Origin of the sequence: Psychromonas saccharinae (genome assembly GCF_051201515.1) — a bacterium.
Taxonomy (GTDB): Bacteria; Pseudomonadota; Gammaproteobacteria; order Enterobacterales; family Psychromonadaceae; genus Psychromonas.
Genome location: NZ_CP195153.1, coordinates 1,568,587 through 1,582,924, shown reverse-complemented (window position 1 = coordinate 1,582,924; position 14,338 = coordinate 1,568,587). Strand labels below are relative to the sequence as shown.

Here is a 14,338-nt window from a genome sequence, read left to right as displayed (position 1 = left end):
ATGAATCAAGCAAATAGTGCGAATTACTCTATTGCTCAATTAGGTAATCCGGTATTAAGGCAAAAAGCAGCCAAAGTTGACAACATTCTGTCCGATGAGTGCCAGCAATTAATAAATCAAATGATGATTGCCGTCGAACAAGCAAATGGCGTTGGTATTGCTGCCCCACAAGTTCACCATAGCCAACAAATATTTATTATGTGCTCAAAGCCTAATGAACGTTATCCCGATGCACCATTTATGGAACCGACAGCCATCATTAACCCAGAAATTTTAAATGGCTCTAGTGAGAAAATAAAAGGTTGGGAAGGCTGTTTAAGTGTACCCAGTTTACGAGGTTTAGTTCCGAGACATAAACAAATTTCGGTGCGCTATTCAGACCGAAAAGGCAATGTACATCAAAAAACATTTTCCGGTTTTATTGCACGTATCTTTCAACATGAACTCGATCACCTAAATGGATTAACCTTTATTGATCAACTAGAATCCGCCGACGATTTAATGAGTGAAGTTGAATGGTATCAACAGTTCGCAATAAAGAAATCATAAAACTAAATCGACAAATATTTAATTTTCACTTTAAACACTTAGCCAATAAATTAGCAAAAAATTCCTCACCTTTTTTCCGACAAAATTCAATATTACGCTCGGGAATGGCATCGGGATCCGGGTGAGTATCTAATGCCAATGACATACTGTCTTCGCGGATAAGATGTAAACAAGGGTATGGCGATCGGTTTGTGTAATTTGCAGGATCATGTTGAGGCTCTCCAGCAAAACAATAATCGGGATGAAAATTGGCTAATTGATAAACACCTTCAAACCCTTGCTCAAATAATAAATCATTGGCTAATTCGACCAAATCGAGAAAATGGTCAAATGATTGGAAACCATTCGGAATAATAAATAATGTCGTTTCAGTCTCTTGGTGCTTATCTAGAAATTGACACTCTTTCACCAAGTCAGCCAACACACCTTCAAGATTATCTTGCTCAACAACATGGTATCGAATCGAACCTAATTCGACCTCTTTTCGCGCGAAGGGACAAATGTTATATTTTACAATAACTTGTTTTACCCAGTTTTCTATCTGGGTAATAATTATATTTGAATCATCCATTTGAGACTCTTTATTTATTCATTAACGCGGCAAAATTAGCTAACTCACTTTTCAAATCGTTAACCTCTTGTTCCAACGATTTAACCCGAGATTCAAGATCATCCTGATCAATTAACGATTCTGTTTGTTCATCAACTTTTATAACATCAATATTAACACTGCCGGAAAATAAATGAATATAACGAGATTCCCTTTTACCTGGCTCTCTCTCTAATTTTTTAACTAATTTGTTATTATTTAGCTGCTGTAATTGTGTTAATGCCTCTTCAACTTCGTTGACATTACTAAATTCAGCCAGTCGATTAGTACGCGTACGCAGTTCACCGGGTGTTTGTGCACCTCGCAGTAATAACACACAAATGAGGCTCTTTTGCTGGTCTGTAAACTGTAAACTACCAAATGACGTATTACAAAAACGATGCTTATATTTATTAACTCGTCCAGATGCCCCCGTATCAACCATAACCTGTTTCAACTCGATTAACTCATCGACCACATTTTGCACTTCTGATTCCGACAATGACAACACAGGATCTCGATTACTCTTTTGATTACAACCATTAGTCAGTGCATTCAAAGACAATGGATATTGCTCCGGTGTCGTGATCTCTTTTTCAAGCATGACGCCAATAACACGACTTTGTAAATCAGTAAGTGTGATCATAAAATCATTCCTTTATGTATGTATTTATTTAATGAAAATATCGTCTAAACGAAAATAATTTAATCGAGGTAATGTTTGCTGGCTCACTGCAATCATTTTTTTAGCGACTTGTTGACCAGTTATCGGACGATAGCGTTTCAACACAGGAATAAAGCCTAAGATTGGCAATATCCAACTGCCGATTTTTTCTCCCATACGGAAATGATCTCGTTGTCCCAATAATAATGAAGGTTGAAAAATACTAATTTGAGAAAAGGGTAAAGCGGTAATTTTTTGCTCTAACTCCCCTTTCATTTTCAAGTAGGCATTTTTACTCTGCGGATTAGCACCACTGGCAGAAACTAATAAATAATGTTCAACTCCGACGTTAGCAGCGAGTTGTGCAACTTTAAATTGGTAATCTATATCAACTTTTCGTTGCGCCTCAATACTACCAGCTTGTTTTAGTGTCGTACCCAAACATGAAAACAAATAATCTCCCCGTAACAGCTCTGAGATGCCTTCTAAATTATCAAAATCAACGACCTGATTAACCACTTTTTCCGAGGAATACGAGACCGGACGGCGCGTTAAAGTCACAATTTTACTAATCTGTTCCATCTGTATTATTTGCATCACAATAGCGTGACCAACTAACCCCGTTGCACCAATAACAACTGCTGTTTTATTCACCACATCACTGCCTTTTAATCCTTTGATATCAATAATATTAAACCAAATAACATAATAAAGATAAGTTTATAGAAGAGGAATATCAATATGTACAAAGTGATACGATAAACGAAGGATACAGCTAAAAAAAGCAATCATCTTTAACTACTTGGAAAACGAATGACCACATCCATTTTTGTCGACATTGCCGAGCTTAATGTTTGCATTTTATCCGTAGCAAGAATGACAATACCATTATGCTTAGCAATATTTTTAAATAAATGATTAATATTAAACTCGGTTTCACGTTCATGGCCGTTTTTAACGGCGGTTCTTTTATCAAAAAGAATATCTGCATGTTGAAAAAGTAGCATATTACGATTACTACGCACTTCTGCAAATAAATCTGATACTCCCGCATCTTGCATCTGTTGTTTTATTGCCGTTGAAAATAGACAATCATTATCTGTATTCGCAATAAGCTCTCGTACCGCTGCCTGTAAATCAACGGCATTGGCGGCGTTAAAGGTGATTAAAAAACGATTTTTATGATCTGCAATCTGCGTTATATCTTCTAAAAAACGATAATAACTTTTACTCTGATATTCTACTACTAGCATGTTTATTCCTATATTGATCCATTGTCATCCAAACAAATAACCGATAAGTGCATCTTGATTGGTAATGGGTATAAAATCTATGAAACTAATTCAGGTCGAGAGTTTAACCTGTTTAGGTGTAAAACATCAGAAACTTAATAGGAAAGGATTAAAATAGAAGAGATAAACGGCTGGAAGAGCTTATTAAGAGAGTTAAAACTTTTTCAACTCTCTAACAATTAAAACGCATAGTTCACACCACTACTGAAAGACGTTGCATGTTCATCATTAGGCAACATTTCATAGGTAATTGCCGCCCCAAAGGTAATACGATTATCAAATGGACTGGCAATATTTATCCCGGCGCTCGCATAGGGCTTCACACTATTATCTTTATCGGTTTGTTCCGATGCCGTCGTATTGTTCCAAGTGGTTAGTTCCGAGGCAATAAAGTTACCGCCTGCTTTGGCAAATAAATTAATGACACCAATCTGTTGATCTGCTCGGACCCCAACACCATATGAGTCGTAGGTTTGAGAAAAATCATTAGATCCTGCACTGACGGTTGAATTAAAGGTTTCTACTTTTTTATAACTCACATCCGCTGAAAAAATACGGTCAAATCGATGACTGTAACCTAATTCAACATAATAGGCACTTTCATCATGGGAGTCATTAGTGATTAACGTCGCACCTAAATTTGAATAAAAAGCGCCTGGGTTAAACTCTGCCCGTGCAACCATAGGTAACGATGTAATCGTAGCTAACACTAAAAGAGGTAACTTTTTCATAGAACTCCCGATAACTTTTATATTTCAATTAATATGGTCTAGACACGATTAACAGTACCCAACTTTATGTTAATTTATTTCACTTAATATAAGTAAGCTTATCACTTTTTAAAACTGAATAATAAACTTGTTGAAGTATAGGAAATAAATAGCAATTTGGATCAATAATAACGTTAAATAATTAATTTTACTTTATAACACAGTATTAAAAGCAAAAATCACAATTTAAAACAAGAGTACAGCTCAATTTATGAGCTCTACTCTTGTAATTTCCACGTATTTATTTTGCACTTTTGACAAGTGTTGTCGTACCTTCAAACATCGCTAATTCAAGTTCATCACGCTCATCACCGGTTGGCACATAACCGTTTGCATCTTGAAATGCTGAAATCTCACTGGCATCATCCCCCACTGCAACTTCATCTGTACTTTCTGCCATTAAATACTTAATAGCATTTTCACTGCTTACATCAGAGTTAACAAGATTTATTTCAATGTTTTCAATTGAATCTACATTTAATTCGTACTGTGAACTTTCTAGAAGAATCGGCGTATCACTAGCTGATGAGTAAATTGATTGATAAATTAAATTATTATCGTCATCGGTTAATTCTACGTGAGTACGTTGAACGGTGAAGTCATCGCTGTCATAGCTACCGTCAATATCAATACAATTATCAATCGTTTCATTGCCAATATTACAACTACTTGTAATTGTTGTAGATCCTAAACTGTATAATTCAGGTAATGCAAAATCGATATTTGAACTTGTATCACTATCAAAGGCAATATAGGCTTCAAAATCCCATCCATAATCATCATCACTACCCGTTAAATAAACAGACCAATTAGTCACATCATTACTATCTGCTATTGTTAAATCAAAAGAATCATATAAAGGCTGCCAATAATAAACAATATCATCATGCAATGTGAAAACTGCACTTTCATTTAATGAAATAGTACTACCAGAATTAGTACTGTAGCTCCAATTATAGTCAAAACTAGCTGAATTTAATGTTACAAATGATATATCTGTGTCAGAACTATCAAACACTTCATCAGGCTCAGCAAAAGCAAAATAACTTAAACCAGTTTTTTGTTCGGAATCAGAGTCATAATTAGAAAATGCAGTTACTAATACATCATGTAATGGTATTATTGGAGATTCTACTGGAATTTTTAAAACAGATGATTTACCAGAGATAGAGTCTTGATCATAACTAGTTTGATAATACTCCAACCCATCGGTATCAACATATAACACAGCACTATCAGATGTAACTTCTGTATCACGATAATCACTTCCCGCATAACAAGTAGCCCCAGTTTGACTTTGCCTAACATTGATCACTAAGTCAGTTAATAATGACTTTTCAACACCAAACATAAATACATCAGCTTCATTAGAAATAGATCCATCTACTTCTTCGAGAGAAACATACCCTCCTGCTGGGATATCACTTTCGGTAATTGTTATTTTTCCATTCGTTAAACTCTCAGCGGAAGTTATCTCAGATATGCTGCCATCGGCATTATGATATAAAATATTGTAATTTGATGTAGCTTTATAAGCAGTGATTACATTACCACTTGTTTCATTTGAATTGGCATAAATAATACAGCTAGGATCTAAAGAAGACTCAGCAACAGATTTTAACTGAACAATCTGCCAAGTATGAGTAACAGGTATAACAACCTCATTAGAACCACCTCCGCCAGAACCACAACCAGATAATAGAACAGAGATAAGCGCAGAAGCTAAGATAGACTTATTCATAGTAAAAATCCTTAAATTTTATTAAATTTTTGTTCAGCAATGTCGGTAATTCAATGAATAACAACACAGCCACATCAATGTGTAATACGACTAAAAATAGAGCAATCAATGCTACAAGCTTAAATAGTCATTTTGGTGACACTGAACTGACAAATGTGAATCAATTTGCCTTTATCAGCGTCAATAACATGTAAATGTTTTGCCATAATCTCTTATCAAGCATGAAATATGCCATTTAATAAAAAGTGTATTTATGAGCTTGAAAACAAAACGGAAAATAAATGTAAGGGTTTGAATTAAAATGATTTTGTGTTTTATTTTTTTAGAAGTGTATAAAGATTAACAAGGAAATGACGCCATTTTAACGACAAAAAAAAACGCAGCTCGAAAGCTACGCTTTTAAATATGATATGACAAAAAAGATTAAAAAGTGACCGCGACGCCAACAGAAGCACCTAATTGGTTTTCACCCGCATAAGCCCCTGCAATATCAAGACTCACCAAATCAAATGGACTAAAACCTAAACCAGCAGTGAAAGAATTATCAAGCGTATCCTGAAGATCCATTTCATAACCGGCGCGTAACTGTGCCCATCCCCAAGCATTACCTTCTACACCAAACCGAATGAACTGTGTATCATCATCGATATTTTCAAAGCGAGATTGCTTAGTCAAATCAGCATCAATGGCTGCAACAAAATAATCATTCGTATAAGCCACACCTAATGTAATTTGCGTATCTAGGTTGTATGTATCACTAACATTGGTGCTTTTAGCTTTAATTTTCTGCGAGAAAAGATCTTTAATTGCAATGGCAGCTCTAAAGTCATCAATGTACCAAGCAGCCCCTAAATCAACATTGAATGCATTTTTTGTATTTTCACTTTCGTCGTAATCATCAACATCAAAATCGTCGATAGTGACCTTTTGCGCATAGGTTGTCATTTGTTGATATTTAGGTGTTACGCCAAATGACACTTTCTCACCCGCCACTTTAAACTCTTTTGCAAAGGCCAATCCGACCTCAACATAGCCAAATGCTAATAATTGAACTTCCGAATTTTCATAATTTTCTTGCGCAGCCGTTGCGTCATCACTACTGGTACTATCATCGCTTATATACGTTGCGGCAACAACTTCAGTATATCCGCGTGCAAATAAATTGGTTGACACTAATTCTGTTGGTAATGCAATTGCACCCCCCACCCCAGCACTGACAGCCAAGGTATTATCATTAAGATCATCCAGATAACCTTCTAATACTTCAACATCACTATTAGATGCTGTAGATTGATCATAATCATCCATAAAAGATTGCAAATCATCAATCGTCTCAATGGCATCATCGGGATCATTAGCAGCGACATCAACGGCAATAAAAAATCCAAAATCGTCATTGCTTTTATAACTTGTTGCTAATGCGGGGTTATAAAATGGTGCTGTCAGATAGTCTGCCGAAGCGACCCCGGTATTCCCCATTGCGTTACCACGAGCATCAGCCACTTTAGTCGCAGCATTAATATTTGAAGAAAGCAAAATACTGCTCATAGCTAAAGTTAATGTGGTTAGTTTATGCATCGATAAATCCTCTTAATGTACTGAATTTAAATAAATAATCAGTGAAAAACACTTCATCCTGAAATAAACATAGTTGATTTTGATAAAAATGAGCGGTCATAAATAGAGGACAAAACTGCGAAGTGACATTATTTTTAGAGAAAAGTTCAACAAATAAACGACTGATAAACAGTATCAATTACTTACATATAATGATGAATTAAAGGTACTTTCAAATAATATGTATTTTTAACTTATCTTTTAGTATTTATTTTTGTTTTATGTTGCGTTTTTGTTAAATATACTGGTAAATCAATAACTTTACATTAACAGGTATTCCACGACCTTGATGCCAACACGGAATACCATCAATAATATTAGACAAACCACGTAACCATTCTCCGTGACTGACAATGATAATATCGCGGTTATCATCATGCTGAAAACATGCACGGAAAAAATCATTAATACGAGTTGAAAAATCAAGCTCAGATTCAATGCCCGGTATATCTATTAACGGGGTAATATAACGCCGATGATATTTTAACCAGTGCGCCTGTAACGCTTCACCATGATTAATTATTTGCCCCTGCAATATACCAAAGTTTCTCTCGCGAAGGCGTTTGTCTAAAATGACATCAATCCCCATTTTATTGGCAATAATATTAGCGGAATCATGAGCGCGACCGAGATCGCTACTGTATAAAAGCGGCTGATGTAAAGCAGGTAACGTTAATGCCGATAAATCCGACTTAGCTTGCTCGGTTAATGGACTATCGAGCCAACCATGTATTCTATTTTCATTGTTCCAATGGGTTTCACCATGGCGAATTAACACTAATTTCATTGTTGTACTGCAAGACTGACGAATACGGACAATAACCACAAATAGGATAAACCAAAGCAGCCTCTATCGACTAAGCGATTTGCAGCAAAAATCGCTTTAGTTGTCGCTCGATGACCTACGCCCATTGGCTTTTTATCTTCTAAAACACCATCATAATAGGTCGGCCCACCAATAATAATTCCTAATGTGCCCGCTCCTGCCGTCATCACAACGCCACCATTCGGACTTTTACAATCTTTAGCCTGAGTAAACCAACACTGAAAAGCCTGACGTGTATTTCCCTGGACTGCGTATGCAATAGCAGTAATACGTGCCGGTAACCACCCTAATAGATCATCAATTTTGGCACTACACCAACCAAATAATATATATTTCTCGTTTTTATAGCCCCACATTGCATCCAAGGTATTAACTAACCGCAACAATAACGCGCCGGGAGCCCCGAGTAACAAAAACCAAACCATAGGTGCAAATACAGCATCATTACCATTTTCCAGAACCGACTCAATCGTTGAAGAGATAATTTCATCTTCCGTCATTTTTTCAGTATTACGGCTTACGATGCGAGAAACATGATAACGTGCTTGCTCAACATCTCCTTTTATTAAGGGTTTATAAATATTGTCCGCATGTTGTAATAAACTATTGCCGCCAATGGTCAAATACACAATGACCACATTAGTTAACACCCATAACCACAGTGACAGAGACAACAATAGATTAAGCAAAAAATAACAGATAATAACGATAGGTAGCACAGCAACGCACCAAGCAATAATCCCTTGCTGCTTGGCAGTTAGTAAAGGAAGTGAACGACATTTTTTTTCTATTTGATTCGCCCATAAACCAAATCCGACTAAAGGATGGTATCGAGCTGGTTCACCAAGCCATTTATCGAGCCATAGACTAGCAACAAGAATCAGTGCACTAAGCAATAAACTGCTATTTTCAATCATAAATGGCTCAACGAACATCGGTAATAATATTTAAGAAAGTCAGATAAAATAGGCATCGGCTACTGCTCATAAACACTCACATTGGATTTAACATCAAGTTGAAGACTGATTATTTTACCCGTTATAATCCAATAACACCTACTCTATTTTTGCAAAAAACACACTTATATAACCCCTTCCAGAAACACTGATTTTAATAAATATAACGCCAGAATCCACATCATGACACCAATAACCGTATCGAGAATACGTTGTGCTAATGGTTTAGCCAAAATAGGCGCGAGTTTTTGACCTAACAACGCTAGACTGAAAAACCACAAAAATGAAGCGCTAATTCCCCCAACGACAAACATCGGCTTTTCTTCATGACTCAAATTGGCGGCAAAACCACCTAAAATAACAATTGTATCAATATAAACATGCGGGTTTAAGAAGGTAAAGGCGGCACAGGTCAGCATGATCATTTTTAGGTTTTTCATTTTTTTACTATTATCAATACCACTGCTGCCTTTTTTAGCCCGCAGTAAACACTGCCAACCATAGGTCAACATAAACCCAGCGCCGAGTATGCTTATTCCATAAAGCAAAATAGGATACGCTGAAAACAGTTGCGCTCCGCCCCAAACACCGATTGACATAAAAAAAGCATCGGATAGAGAACAAAATGCAGCAACGGATAAATGATATTGCTTGCGCACTCCTTGATTCAATACAAATGCATTCTGCATTCCAATCGGCATAATTAACGTTGCCATTAACGTTAACCCAGTAAAGTAACTTGCTAGCATAAGTCTCTCGTTCTATTAAAAATTCGAGCTCAACTATAATGTGCTTTTTAATGTTAATATAACTAATAATATTTATAGTTGATTAGAATTTCTAATAATAGGTCATAATATGTTTTCTAATATTGATTACAAACTACTAAAAGCATTAGATGCCGTTGTCATCGAGCAAAACTTTGAACGTGCAGCACATCGCTTACACATTACCCAGTCAGCCATTTCACAACGGATAAAATTATTAGAAACACAATTGGGACAACCTTTACTTATTAGAGCACAACCAATACAACCCAACTCGCTTGGTCAACAACTGTTAGGGCATTATCAACGGGTTTTGCAACTCGAAGCTGAACTTGTCAATCAATTTAACGACAATGATCAACAGGCTCAATTAATGCCCATTGCCGTTAATGCGGATAGTTTATCGAGTTGGTTTATCCCTGCATTAACACCGCTATTGCAACAGAAAAATATTGAATTAAACCTTTATGTTGAAGATGAATCACGTACTTGGGAAAGAATGCGAAGTGGAGAAGCGCTCGCTTGCGTGACAAGTAAAGAAAAAAGCATCGTCGGAAGTGATAGTTGCTTTTTGGGTTATATGGAATACATCTGTGTTGCAACCCCATTATTTATTCAACGATTTTTCAAAAATGGCATCAACAAACAATCCCTTTCATCTGCACCAGCAACAACCTTTGATCAACACGATGATATTCACATCGCATTTTTAGCGGAAAATTTTAACCTCGAAAAGGGACAATACCCCTGTCATACGGTCCGGTCTTCCGAAGCATTTGTTGATTTAACATTAGCCAGTGGGGGATACAGTCTCAACTCTCGTTTTTTGGTCGAGAAATACATACAAAGTGGAGAGTTAATCAATCTTTTACCGGATCACATCATCAGGATCCCGCTTTATTGGCATCATTGGCAACTAGCGGGTGCATTAATGACCCAATTAACCGAAGATGTATTGAATTACACGCAGCAACATTTGCCTAAATAACCATCAAATAAGTTTTAAATTAGATAACAATTCTAACGATGAGTCATGCAAAAATTCAGGTCACTACCGTTCTAGCATCGTATTAACTGACTGCGACTAGATTTATTGTTATTAAATTTAAAATATAAAAAGCGCCTTTCATTAGGCTTAACATAAAATTACTCGGAAAAAACACAGCCACCATGTATTTCTCAAAATAAAAGCATCAATATTTTTTATTTTATAAACCGTATTATTTGCTCCAGCAATATTTTTAAGTCTATCAGGCAAGTACAACGGTCACTGTCCCCCTTGTTTTGAAACAACATTAATCATGACTTAATAGCCGCCAATCCTCTGTATTTTATAAACTAAAAATATTATTACTTGAAATAATTATCATAAAATTAAATATTTACATTGCAATTGATAATGAGTTGCATTATCTTTTGCAAAATCATATCCAATACTCACCAATCTGGAATTTATATTAATGAAAAAGTTATTCTTATCATGCTCATTGCTAGCTGCTTCAATGCTACTACCTACTCATTCAGTATTCGCTGATACTTTCCCCGTAACCGTTACAGATGTGGCGGGAAGAACAATTACAATTGATAAAGAACCCCAAAATATTGCTTTATCAACGGGCCGTGTTTTCCCATTACTAGAAATGCTTTATCAAGAGAAAGCGGCGGATCATCTAGTGGCATGGCGTGATGATATGGTGAGATCAGCCCCTTCTATGTATGCCAATTACATAAAAGATTACCCTCAACTCAAAGATGTATTACATATCGGAAAAATAAAATCGAGTGAATTTGATACTGAGCGTTTTATTAATATGGAACGTAAGCCCGACCTTTTTGTCGTTGATATCTCGAACATCAAATTAGCACAAGATAAAGGTTTACTTAAAAAACTCGATCAAGCGGGTATTAAAGTACTTGCTATCGACTTCCGTGAAAACCCAATCATAAATACCGTACAGTCAGTAACAAGTTTAGCAGCGGCATTAGGTAAGAAAGAACAAGGCCAAAAATTTGCAGACTACTACCAACAGCACATTGAAACCTTAAGCAACACAATTGCGCTAATGCCAAAAGAAAAATTAAATCAAAAAGTATTTATCGAACGAGCAGCCGGTTACCGAAGTTCATGCTGCCATACGTTCGCGACAGGTAATATGGGCGCATACATCCCCTTTTTGAAAGCGACAAATATTGCAGAAAAGCCATTAAAAGGCGCAATCACGGGACAAATGTCAGCAGAAAGCGTGATTACTCTTCAATCGGATGTTTACATTATGCAAACCGCCGGTTGGTTAGATAAAGAAGGTACGCCTAAAGCAGGCATTCCTTTTGGTTATGCACCATTAAATAAAAATGCAATCCATCAAGCAACAGAAGATTTGATGAAACGTCGTTGGATGGAAGCGACAAAGGCATATCAAACTAAAAGAGTTTACTCTATTTACATGCCATTTTATAACTCCCCATATAACCTAGTTGCACTGGAATATTTTGCAAAATGGATTTATCCAGAACAATTTAAAGATTTAGATCCGGCAGAAACATTTAAAGAAATGAACCTTCGCTTTGGAAATCGCAAAGTTGAAGGTAGTTTCGGCCAAGATAACTTTAAGGTTATTCAAAAGTGATTGATATAGCTTACAAAGAACATCCAGCAGAAGTGATAAATACGCCAATGCGAGAAGCGTTAACATTGCATTGGTCTCGGGAAAGAAAAAAGAAAGTCGCATTAGTCATTTTCTTTCTGCTTACGCTTGCCTTTCTAATTGCAGACATATTAATCGGTTCACAAGGGTTAACGTTATCAACGGTACTTCGAACCCTGTTGGATCCCTCGCACAGTGATATCTCAGATCGCATCATTGTCTGGGAAATCCGCCTGCCAATGTCGCTGATGGCACCCTTTGTTGGTGGAATACTCGCATTGGCCGGAGCACAAATGCAAACTACCTTAAACAATCCTTTAGCTGATCCTTACACATTTGGTATTTCTGCGGCCGCAGGCTTTGGGGCGTCTTTAGTGATTACCAATATTGTCTCTATTCCATTTATTTCAACGGAATATGAAGTTGCTGTAATGGCATTTATAATGTGTTTATTAACCACATTTATGATTGCTGGCATGTCATCTTTAAAACGAATTTCCGTTGAGGGGGTCATGCTATTTGGTGTTGCGATTATGTTTGCCTATGATGGCATGCTGACCATGATGCAATATATTGCAACTGAAACTCAACTCCAAACCTTGGTTTTCTGGCAAATGGGAGCCCTAGACAGAGGCACCTGGGAGAAAATAACAATACTCGCTATTTTATTGCCCGTTGTTTTAATTATCATGATGAAAGATGCATGGAAGCTATCATCATTAAAAATCGGACAAGAACGTGCTGAGTCAATGGGGATTAATGTTAAAAAGCTACGCATTAAAACGTTGTTACTGGTTTCCTTAATCACCGCATTATCTGTTTCATTTGTTGGGGCAATTGGTTTTGTTGGTTTAGTCGCACCACACATAGCACGTATGATTTTAGGCGAAGATCAACGCTTCTTTCTACCCGCTTCTGTTTTATTAGGCGCGATATTAGTTGAACTCGCTTCAATTGCGAGTAAATCCCTAATGCCTGGAATTATTTTGCCATTAACGGTGATGATGTCGATAATCGGTGTCCCCTTTTTTATTTTCTTAATCATTAAAAAAGGAGGGAAATTCTAATGAGCCTTTGCATTCAAAACCTATCTGTCTCCTTTTCAAAAAACGTTATTTTAGACAATTTAACGATTCCAGAAATTCATTCAGGTGAAATAGTGTCATTAATTGGTAAAAATGGTGCGGGTAAATCGACCTTACTTAAACAAATGACTAAACTATTTCGCCTGAATCCTGAATTGATTACATTGAACGGCAAACCACTAACCCTAGATGATATTGGATATTTGCCGCAGGATCATCGAATATCAGCCAGTATCACTGTTGTGGAGTTATTAATCACCACAATGCACGTCAGTGTTAACTCATTATTTATTAAAGCCAACAGTGCGGAAAAAGCATTAGCATTGCTCGAACGTATTGGTATCCTTCATCTTGCTAATAAAACCTGTACTGAGTTATCGGGCGGTGAAAGTCAAATGGTTGGGTTAGCACAAGCCATTATAAATGAACCAAAAGTATTAATTCTCGATGAACCTTCTTCTGCCCTAGACATGCAGAATCAATTAAAACTACTTGAATATGTAAAAACCTACACCCGAGAGTATTCAGCATGTACGCTGATGGTTGTGCATGATTTAAACCTAGCAATCCAATACTCAGATAAAGTAGCGGCATTAGATAATGGTAAATTATTTACATATGGAGAACCTAAAAAAATTATCGATAAGCAGTTAATTTATAATTTGTTTAATGTTAACTCCCAGATTATCCAATTAGATGAATATCCAGTAGTCGTCGTGCGTTCATAGCGCACGATATCCAATCTAAAAACTAGATTTTCAATGAAATAAGAGGAGTGATTTAACCATACTACGAGTTCGATTTAATTACCTTATACCGCCCGCTCAAGCGAACTAA

General features: G+C 36.5%; 16 protein-coding genes. 6 read left to right on the top strand and 10 right to left on the bottom strand.

Going from position 1 to position 14,338, the window contains the following annotated elements; translation table 11 throughout:
- Positions 1–549 (top strand): peptide deformylase, encoded by a 549-nt coding sequence (def, locus tag ACR30L_RS07005; RefSeq protein ID WP_435237313.1) that lies wholly within the window; start codon positions 1–3, stop codon positions 547–549.
- Positions 550–574: 25 nt separating this feature from the next.
- Here the strand turns inward: def and ACR30L_RS07000 are convergent, their stop codons facing one another.
- The 6 genes from ACR30L_RS07000 to ACR30L_RS06975 form a co-directional block, all read right to left on the bottom strand.
- Positions 575–1,120: a DUF1415 domain-containing protein gene (locus ACR30L_RS07000; protein WP_435237312.1), complete on the bottom strand. Its 546-nt coding sequence runs from the start codon at positions 1,118–1,120 to the stop codon at positions 575–577.
- Between the two features lie 10 nt (positions 1,121–1,130).
- The gene (locus ACR30L_RS06995; RefSeq protein ID WP_435237311.1) at positions 1,131–1,784 is read right to left on the bottom strand and encodes a YceH family protein; all 654 of its coding nucleotides are present in this window, start codon (positions 1,782–1,784) and stop codon (positions 1,131–1,133) included.
- 24 nt (positions 1,785–1,808) lie between these two features.
- Positions 1,809–2,456 carry an NAD-dependent epimerase/dehydratase family protein gene (locus ACR30L_RS06990; protein WP_435237310.1) on the bottom strand — a complete coding sequence of 216 codons (648 nt, stop codon included), beginning with the start codon at positions 2,454–2,456 and terminating at the stop codon, positions 1,809–1,811.
- A 140-nt stretch (positions 2,457–2,596) separates the two neighbouring features.
- A complete protein-coding gene (locus ACR30L_RS06985) occupies positions 2,597–3,055 on the bottom strand; it encodes an AAA family ATPase (protein ID WP_435237309.1) in 459 nt (152 codons plus the stop codon).
- A gap of 218 nt (positions 3,056–3,273) precedes the next feature.
- Positions 3,274–3,825 (bottom strand): hypothetical protein, encoded by a 552-nt coding sequence (locus ACR30L_RS06980; protein WP_435237308.1) that lies wholly within the window; start codon positions 3,823–3,825, stop codon positions 3,274–3,276.
- A gap of 280 nt (positions 3,826–4,105) precedes the next feature.
- Positions 4,106–5,605 (bottom strand): hypothetical protein, encoded by a 1,500-nt coding sequence (locus ACR30L_RS06975; protein WP_435237307.1) that lies wholly within the window; start codon positions 5,603–5,605, stop codon positions 4,106–4,108.
- A 53-nt stretch (positions 5,606–5,658) separates the two neighbouring features.
- Here ACR30L_RS06975 and ACR30L_RS06970 point away from each other — a divergent pair, with 53 nt between their 5' ends.
- The gene (locus tag ACR30L_RS06970) at positions 5,659–5,799 is read left to right on the top strand and encodes a hypothetical protein (RefSeq protein WP_435237306.1); all 141 of its coding nucleotides are present in this window, start codon (positions 5,659–5,661) and stop codon (positions 5,797–5,799) included.
- A 229-nt stretch (positions 5,800–6,028) separates the two neighbouring features.
- Here the strand turns inward: ACR30L_RS06970 and ACR30L_RS06965 are convergent, their stop codons facing one another.
- From ACR30L_RS06965 to ACR30L_RS06950, 4 genes are all read right to left on the bottom strand, one after another.
- Positions 6,029–7,183: a conjugal transfer protein TraF gene (locus tag ACR30L_RS06965; protein ID WP_435237305.1), complete on the bottom strand. Its 1,155-nt coding sequence runs from the start codon at positions 7,181–7,183 to the stop codon at positions 6,029–6,031.
- 274 nt (positions 7,184–7,457) lie between these two features.
- Complete coding sequence (locus tag ACR30L_RS06960; RefSeq protein ID WP_435237304.1) at positions 7,458–8,009, bottom strand: histidine phosphatase family protein; 552 nt, start codon at positions 8,007–8,009, stop codon at positions 7,458–7,460.
- Positions 8,006–8,965 carry an adenosylcobinamide-phosphate synthase CbiB gene (cbiB, locus tag ACR30L_RS06955; protein ID WP_435237303.1) on the bottom strand — a complete coding sequence of 320 codons (960 nt, stop codon included), beginning with the start codon at positions 8,963–8,965 and terminating at the stop codon, positions 8,006–8,008. The genes ACR30L_RS06960 and cbiB overlap by 4 nt, the downstream gene beginning before the upstream one ends.
- Positions 8,966–9,129: 164 nt before the next feature.
- Positions 9,130–9,753: a LysE/ArgO family amino acid transporter gene (locus tag ACR30L_RS06950; protein WP_435237302.1), complete on the bottom strand. Its 624-nt coding sequence runs from the start codon at positions 9,751–9,753 to the stop codon at positions 9,130–9,132.
- Between the two features lie 109 nt (positions 9,754–9,862).
- Here ACR30L_RS06950 and ACR30L_RS06945 point away from each other — a divergent pair, with 109 nt between their 5' ends.
- The 4 genes from ACR30L_RS06945 to ACR30L_RS06930 all read left to right on the top strand — a co-directional run bounded on the left by ACR30L_RS06945 (position 9,863) and on the right by ACR30L_RS06930 (position 14,229).
- The gene (locus ACR30L_RS06945) at positions 9,863–10,759 is read left to right on the top strand and encodes a LysR family transcriptional regulator ArgP (RefSeq protein WP_435237301.1); all 897 of its coding nucleotides are present in this window, start codon (positions 9,863–9,865) and stop codon (positions 10,757–10,759) included.
- A gap of 472 nt (positions 10,760–11,231) precedes the next feature.
- A complete protein-coding gene (locus tag ACR30L_RS06940) occupies positions 11,232–12,398 on the top strand; it encodes an ABC transporter substrate-binding protein (protein ID WP_435237300.1) in 1,167 nt (388 codons plus the stop codon).
- Positions 12,395–13,483, top strand: a complete 1,089-nt coding sequence (locus ACR30L_RS06935; RefSeq protein ID WP_435237299.1) for a FecCD family ABC transporter permease — start codon at positions 12,395–12,397, stop codon at positions 13,481–13,483. The genes ACR30L_RS06940 and ACR30L_RS06935 overlap by 4 nt, the downstream gene beginning before the upstream one ends.
- Positions 13,483–14,229, top strand: coding sequence for an ABC transporter ATP-binding protein (locus ACR30L_RS06930; RefSeq protein ID WP_435237298.1), 747 nt, complete (start codon positions 13,483–13,485; stop codon positions 14,227–14,229). Before ACR30L_RS06935 ends, ACR30L_RS06930 begins: the two co-directional genes overlap by 1 nt.
- Positions 14,230–14,338: the final 109 nt, after the last annotated feature.

Excerpts from the sequence above, each read along its gene's own strand:
- ACR30L_RS06995 (WP_435237311.1), bottom strand. The coding sequence starts at position 1,784 with ATGATCACACTTACTGATTTACAAAGTCGTGTTATTGGCGTCATGCTT.
- def (WP_435237313.1), top strand. The coding sequence starts at position 1 with ATGAATCAAGCAAATAGTGCGAATTACTCTATTGCTCAATTAGGTAAT.
- ACR30L_RS06940 (WP_435237300.1), top strand. The coding sequence starts at position 11,232 with ATGAAAAAGTTATTCTTATCATGCTCATTGCTAGCTGCTTCAATGCTA.
- ACR30L_RS07000 (WP_435237312.1), bottom strand. The coding sequence starts at position 1,120 with ATGGATGATTCAAATATAATTATTACCCAGATAGAAAACTGGGTAAAA.
- ACR30L_RS06945 (WP_435237301.1), top strand. The coding sequence starts at position 9,863 with ATGTTTTCTAATATTGATTACAAACTACTAAAAGCATTAGATGCCGTT.
- ACR30L_RS06980 (WP_435237308.1), bottom strand. The coding sequence starts at position 3,825 with ATGAAAAAGTTACCTCTTTTAGTGTTAGCTACGATTACATCGTTACCT.
- cbiB (WP_435237303.1), bottom strand. The coding sequence starts at position 8,965 with ATGATTGAAAATAGCAGTTTATTGCTTAGTGCACTGATTCTTGTTGCT.
- ACR30L_RS06965 (WP_435237305.1), bottom strand. The coding sequence starts at position 7,183 with ATGCATAAACTAACCACATTAACTTTAGCTATGAGCAGTATTTTGCTT.
- ACR30L_RS06975 (WP_435237307.1), bottom strand. The coding sequence starts at position 5,605 with ATGAATAAGTCTATCTTAGCTTCTGCGCTTATCTCTGTTCTATTATCT.
- ACR30L_RS06930 (WP_435237298.1), top strand. The coding sequence starts at position 13,483 with ATGAGCCTTTGCATTCAAAACCTATCTGTCTCCTTTTCAAAAAACGTT.
- ACR30L_RS06970 (WP_435237306.1), top strand. The coding sequence starts at position 5,659 with ATGAATAACAACACAGCCACATCAATGTGTAATACGACTAAAAATAGA.
- ACR30L_RS06985 (WP_435237309.1), bottom strand. The coding sequence starts at position 3,055 with ATGCTAGTAGTAGAATATCAGAGTAAAAGTTATTATCGTTTTTTAGAA.
- ACR30L_RS06950 (WP_435237302.1), bottom strand. The coding sequence starts at position 9,753 with ATGCTAGCAAGTTACTTTACTGGGTTAACGTTAATGGCAACGTTAATT.
- ACR30L_RS06960 (WP_435237304.1), bottom strand. The coding sequence starts at position 8,009 with ATGAAATTAGTGTTAATTCGCCATGGTGAAACCCATTGGAACAATGAA.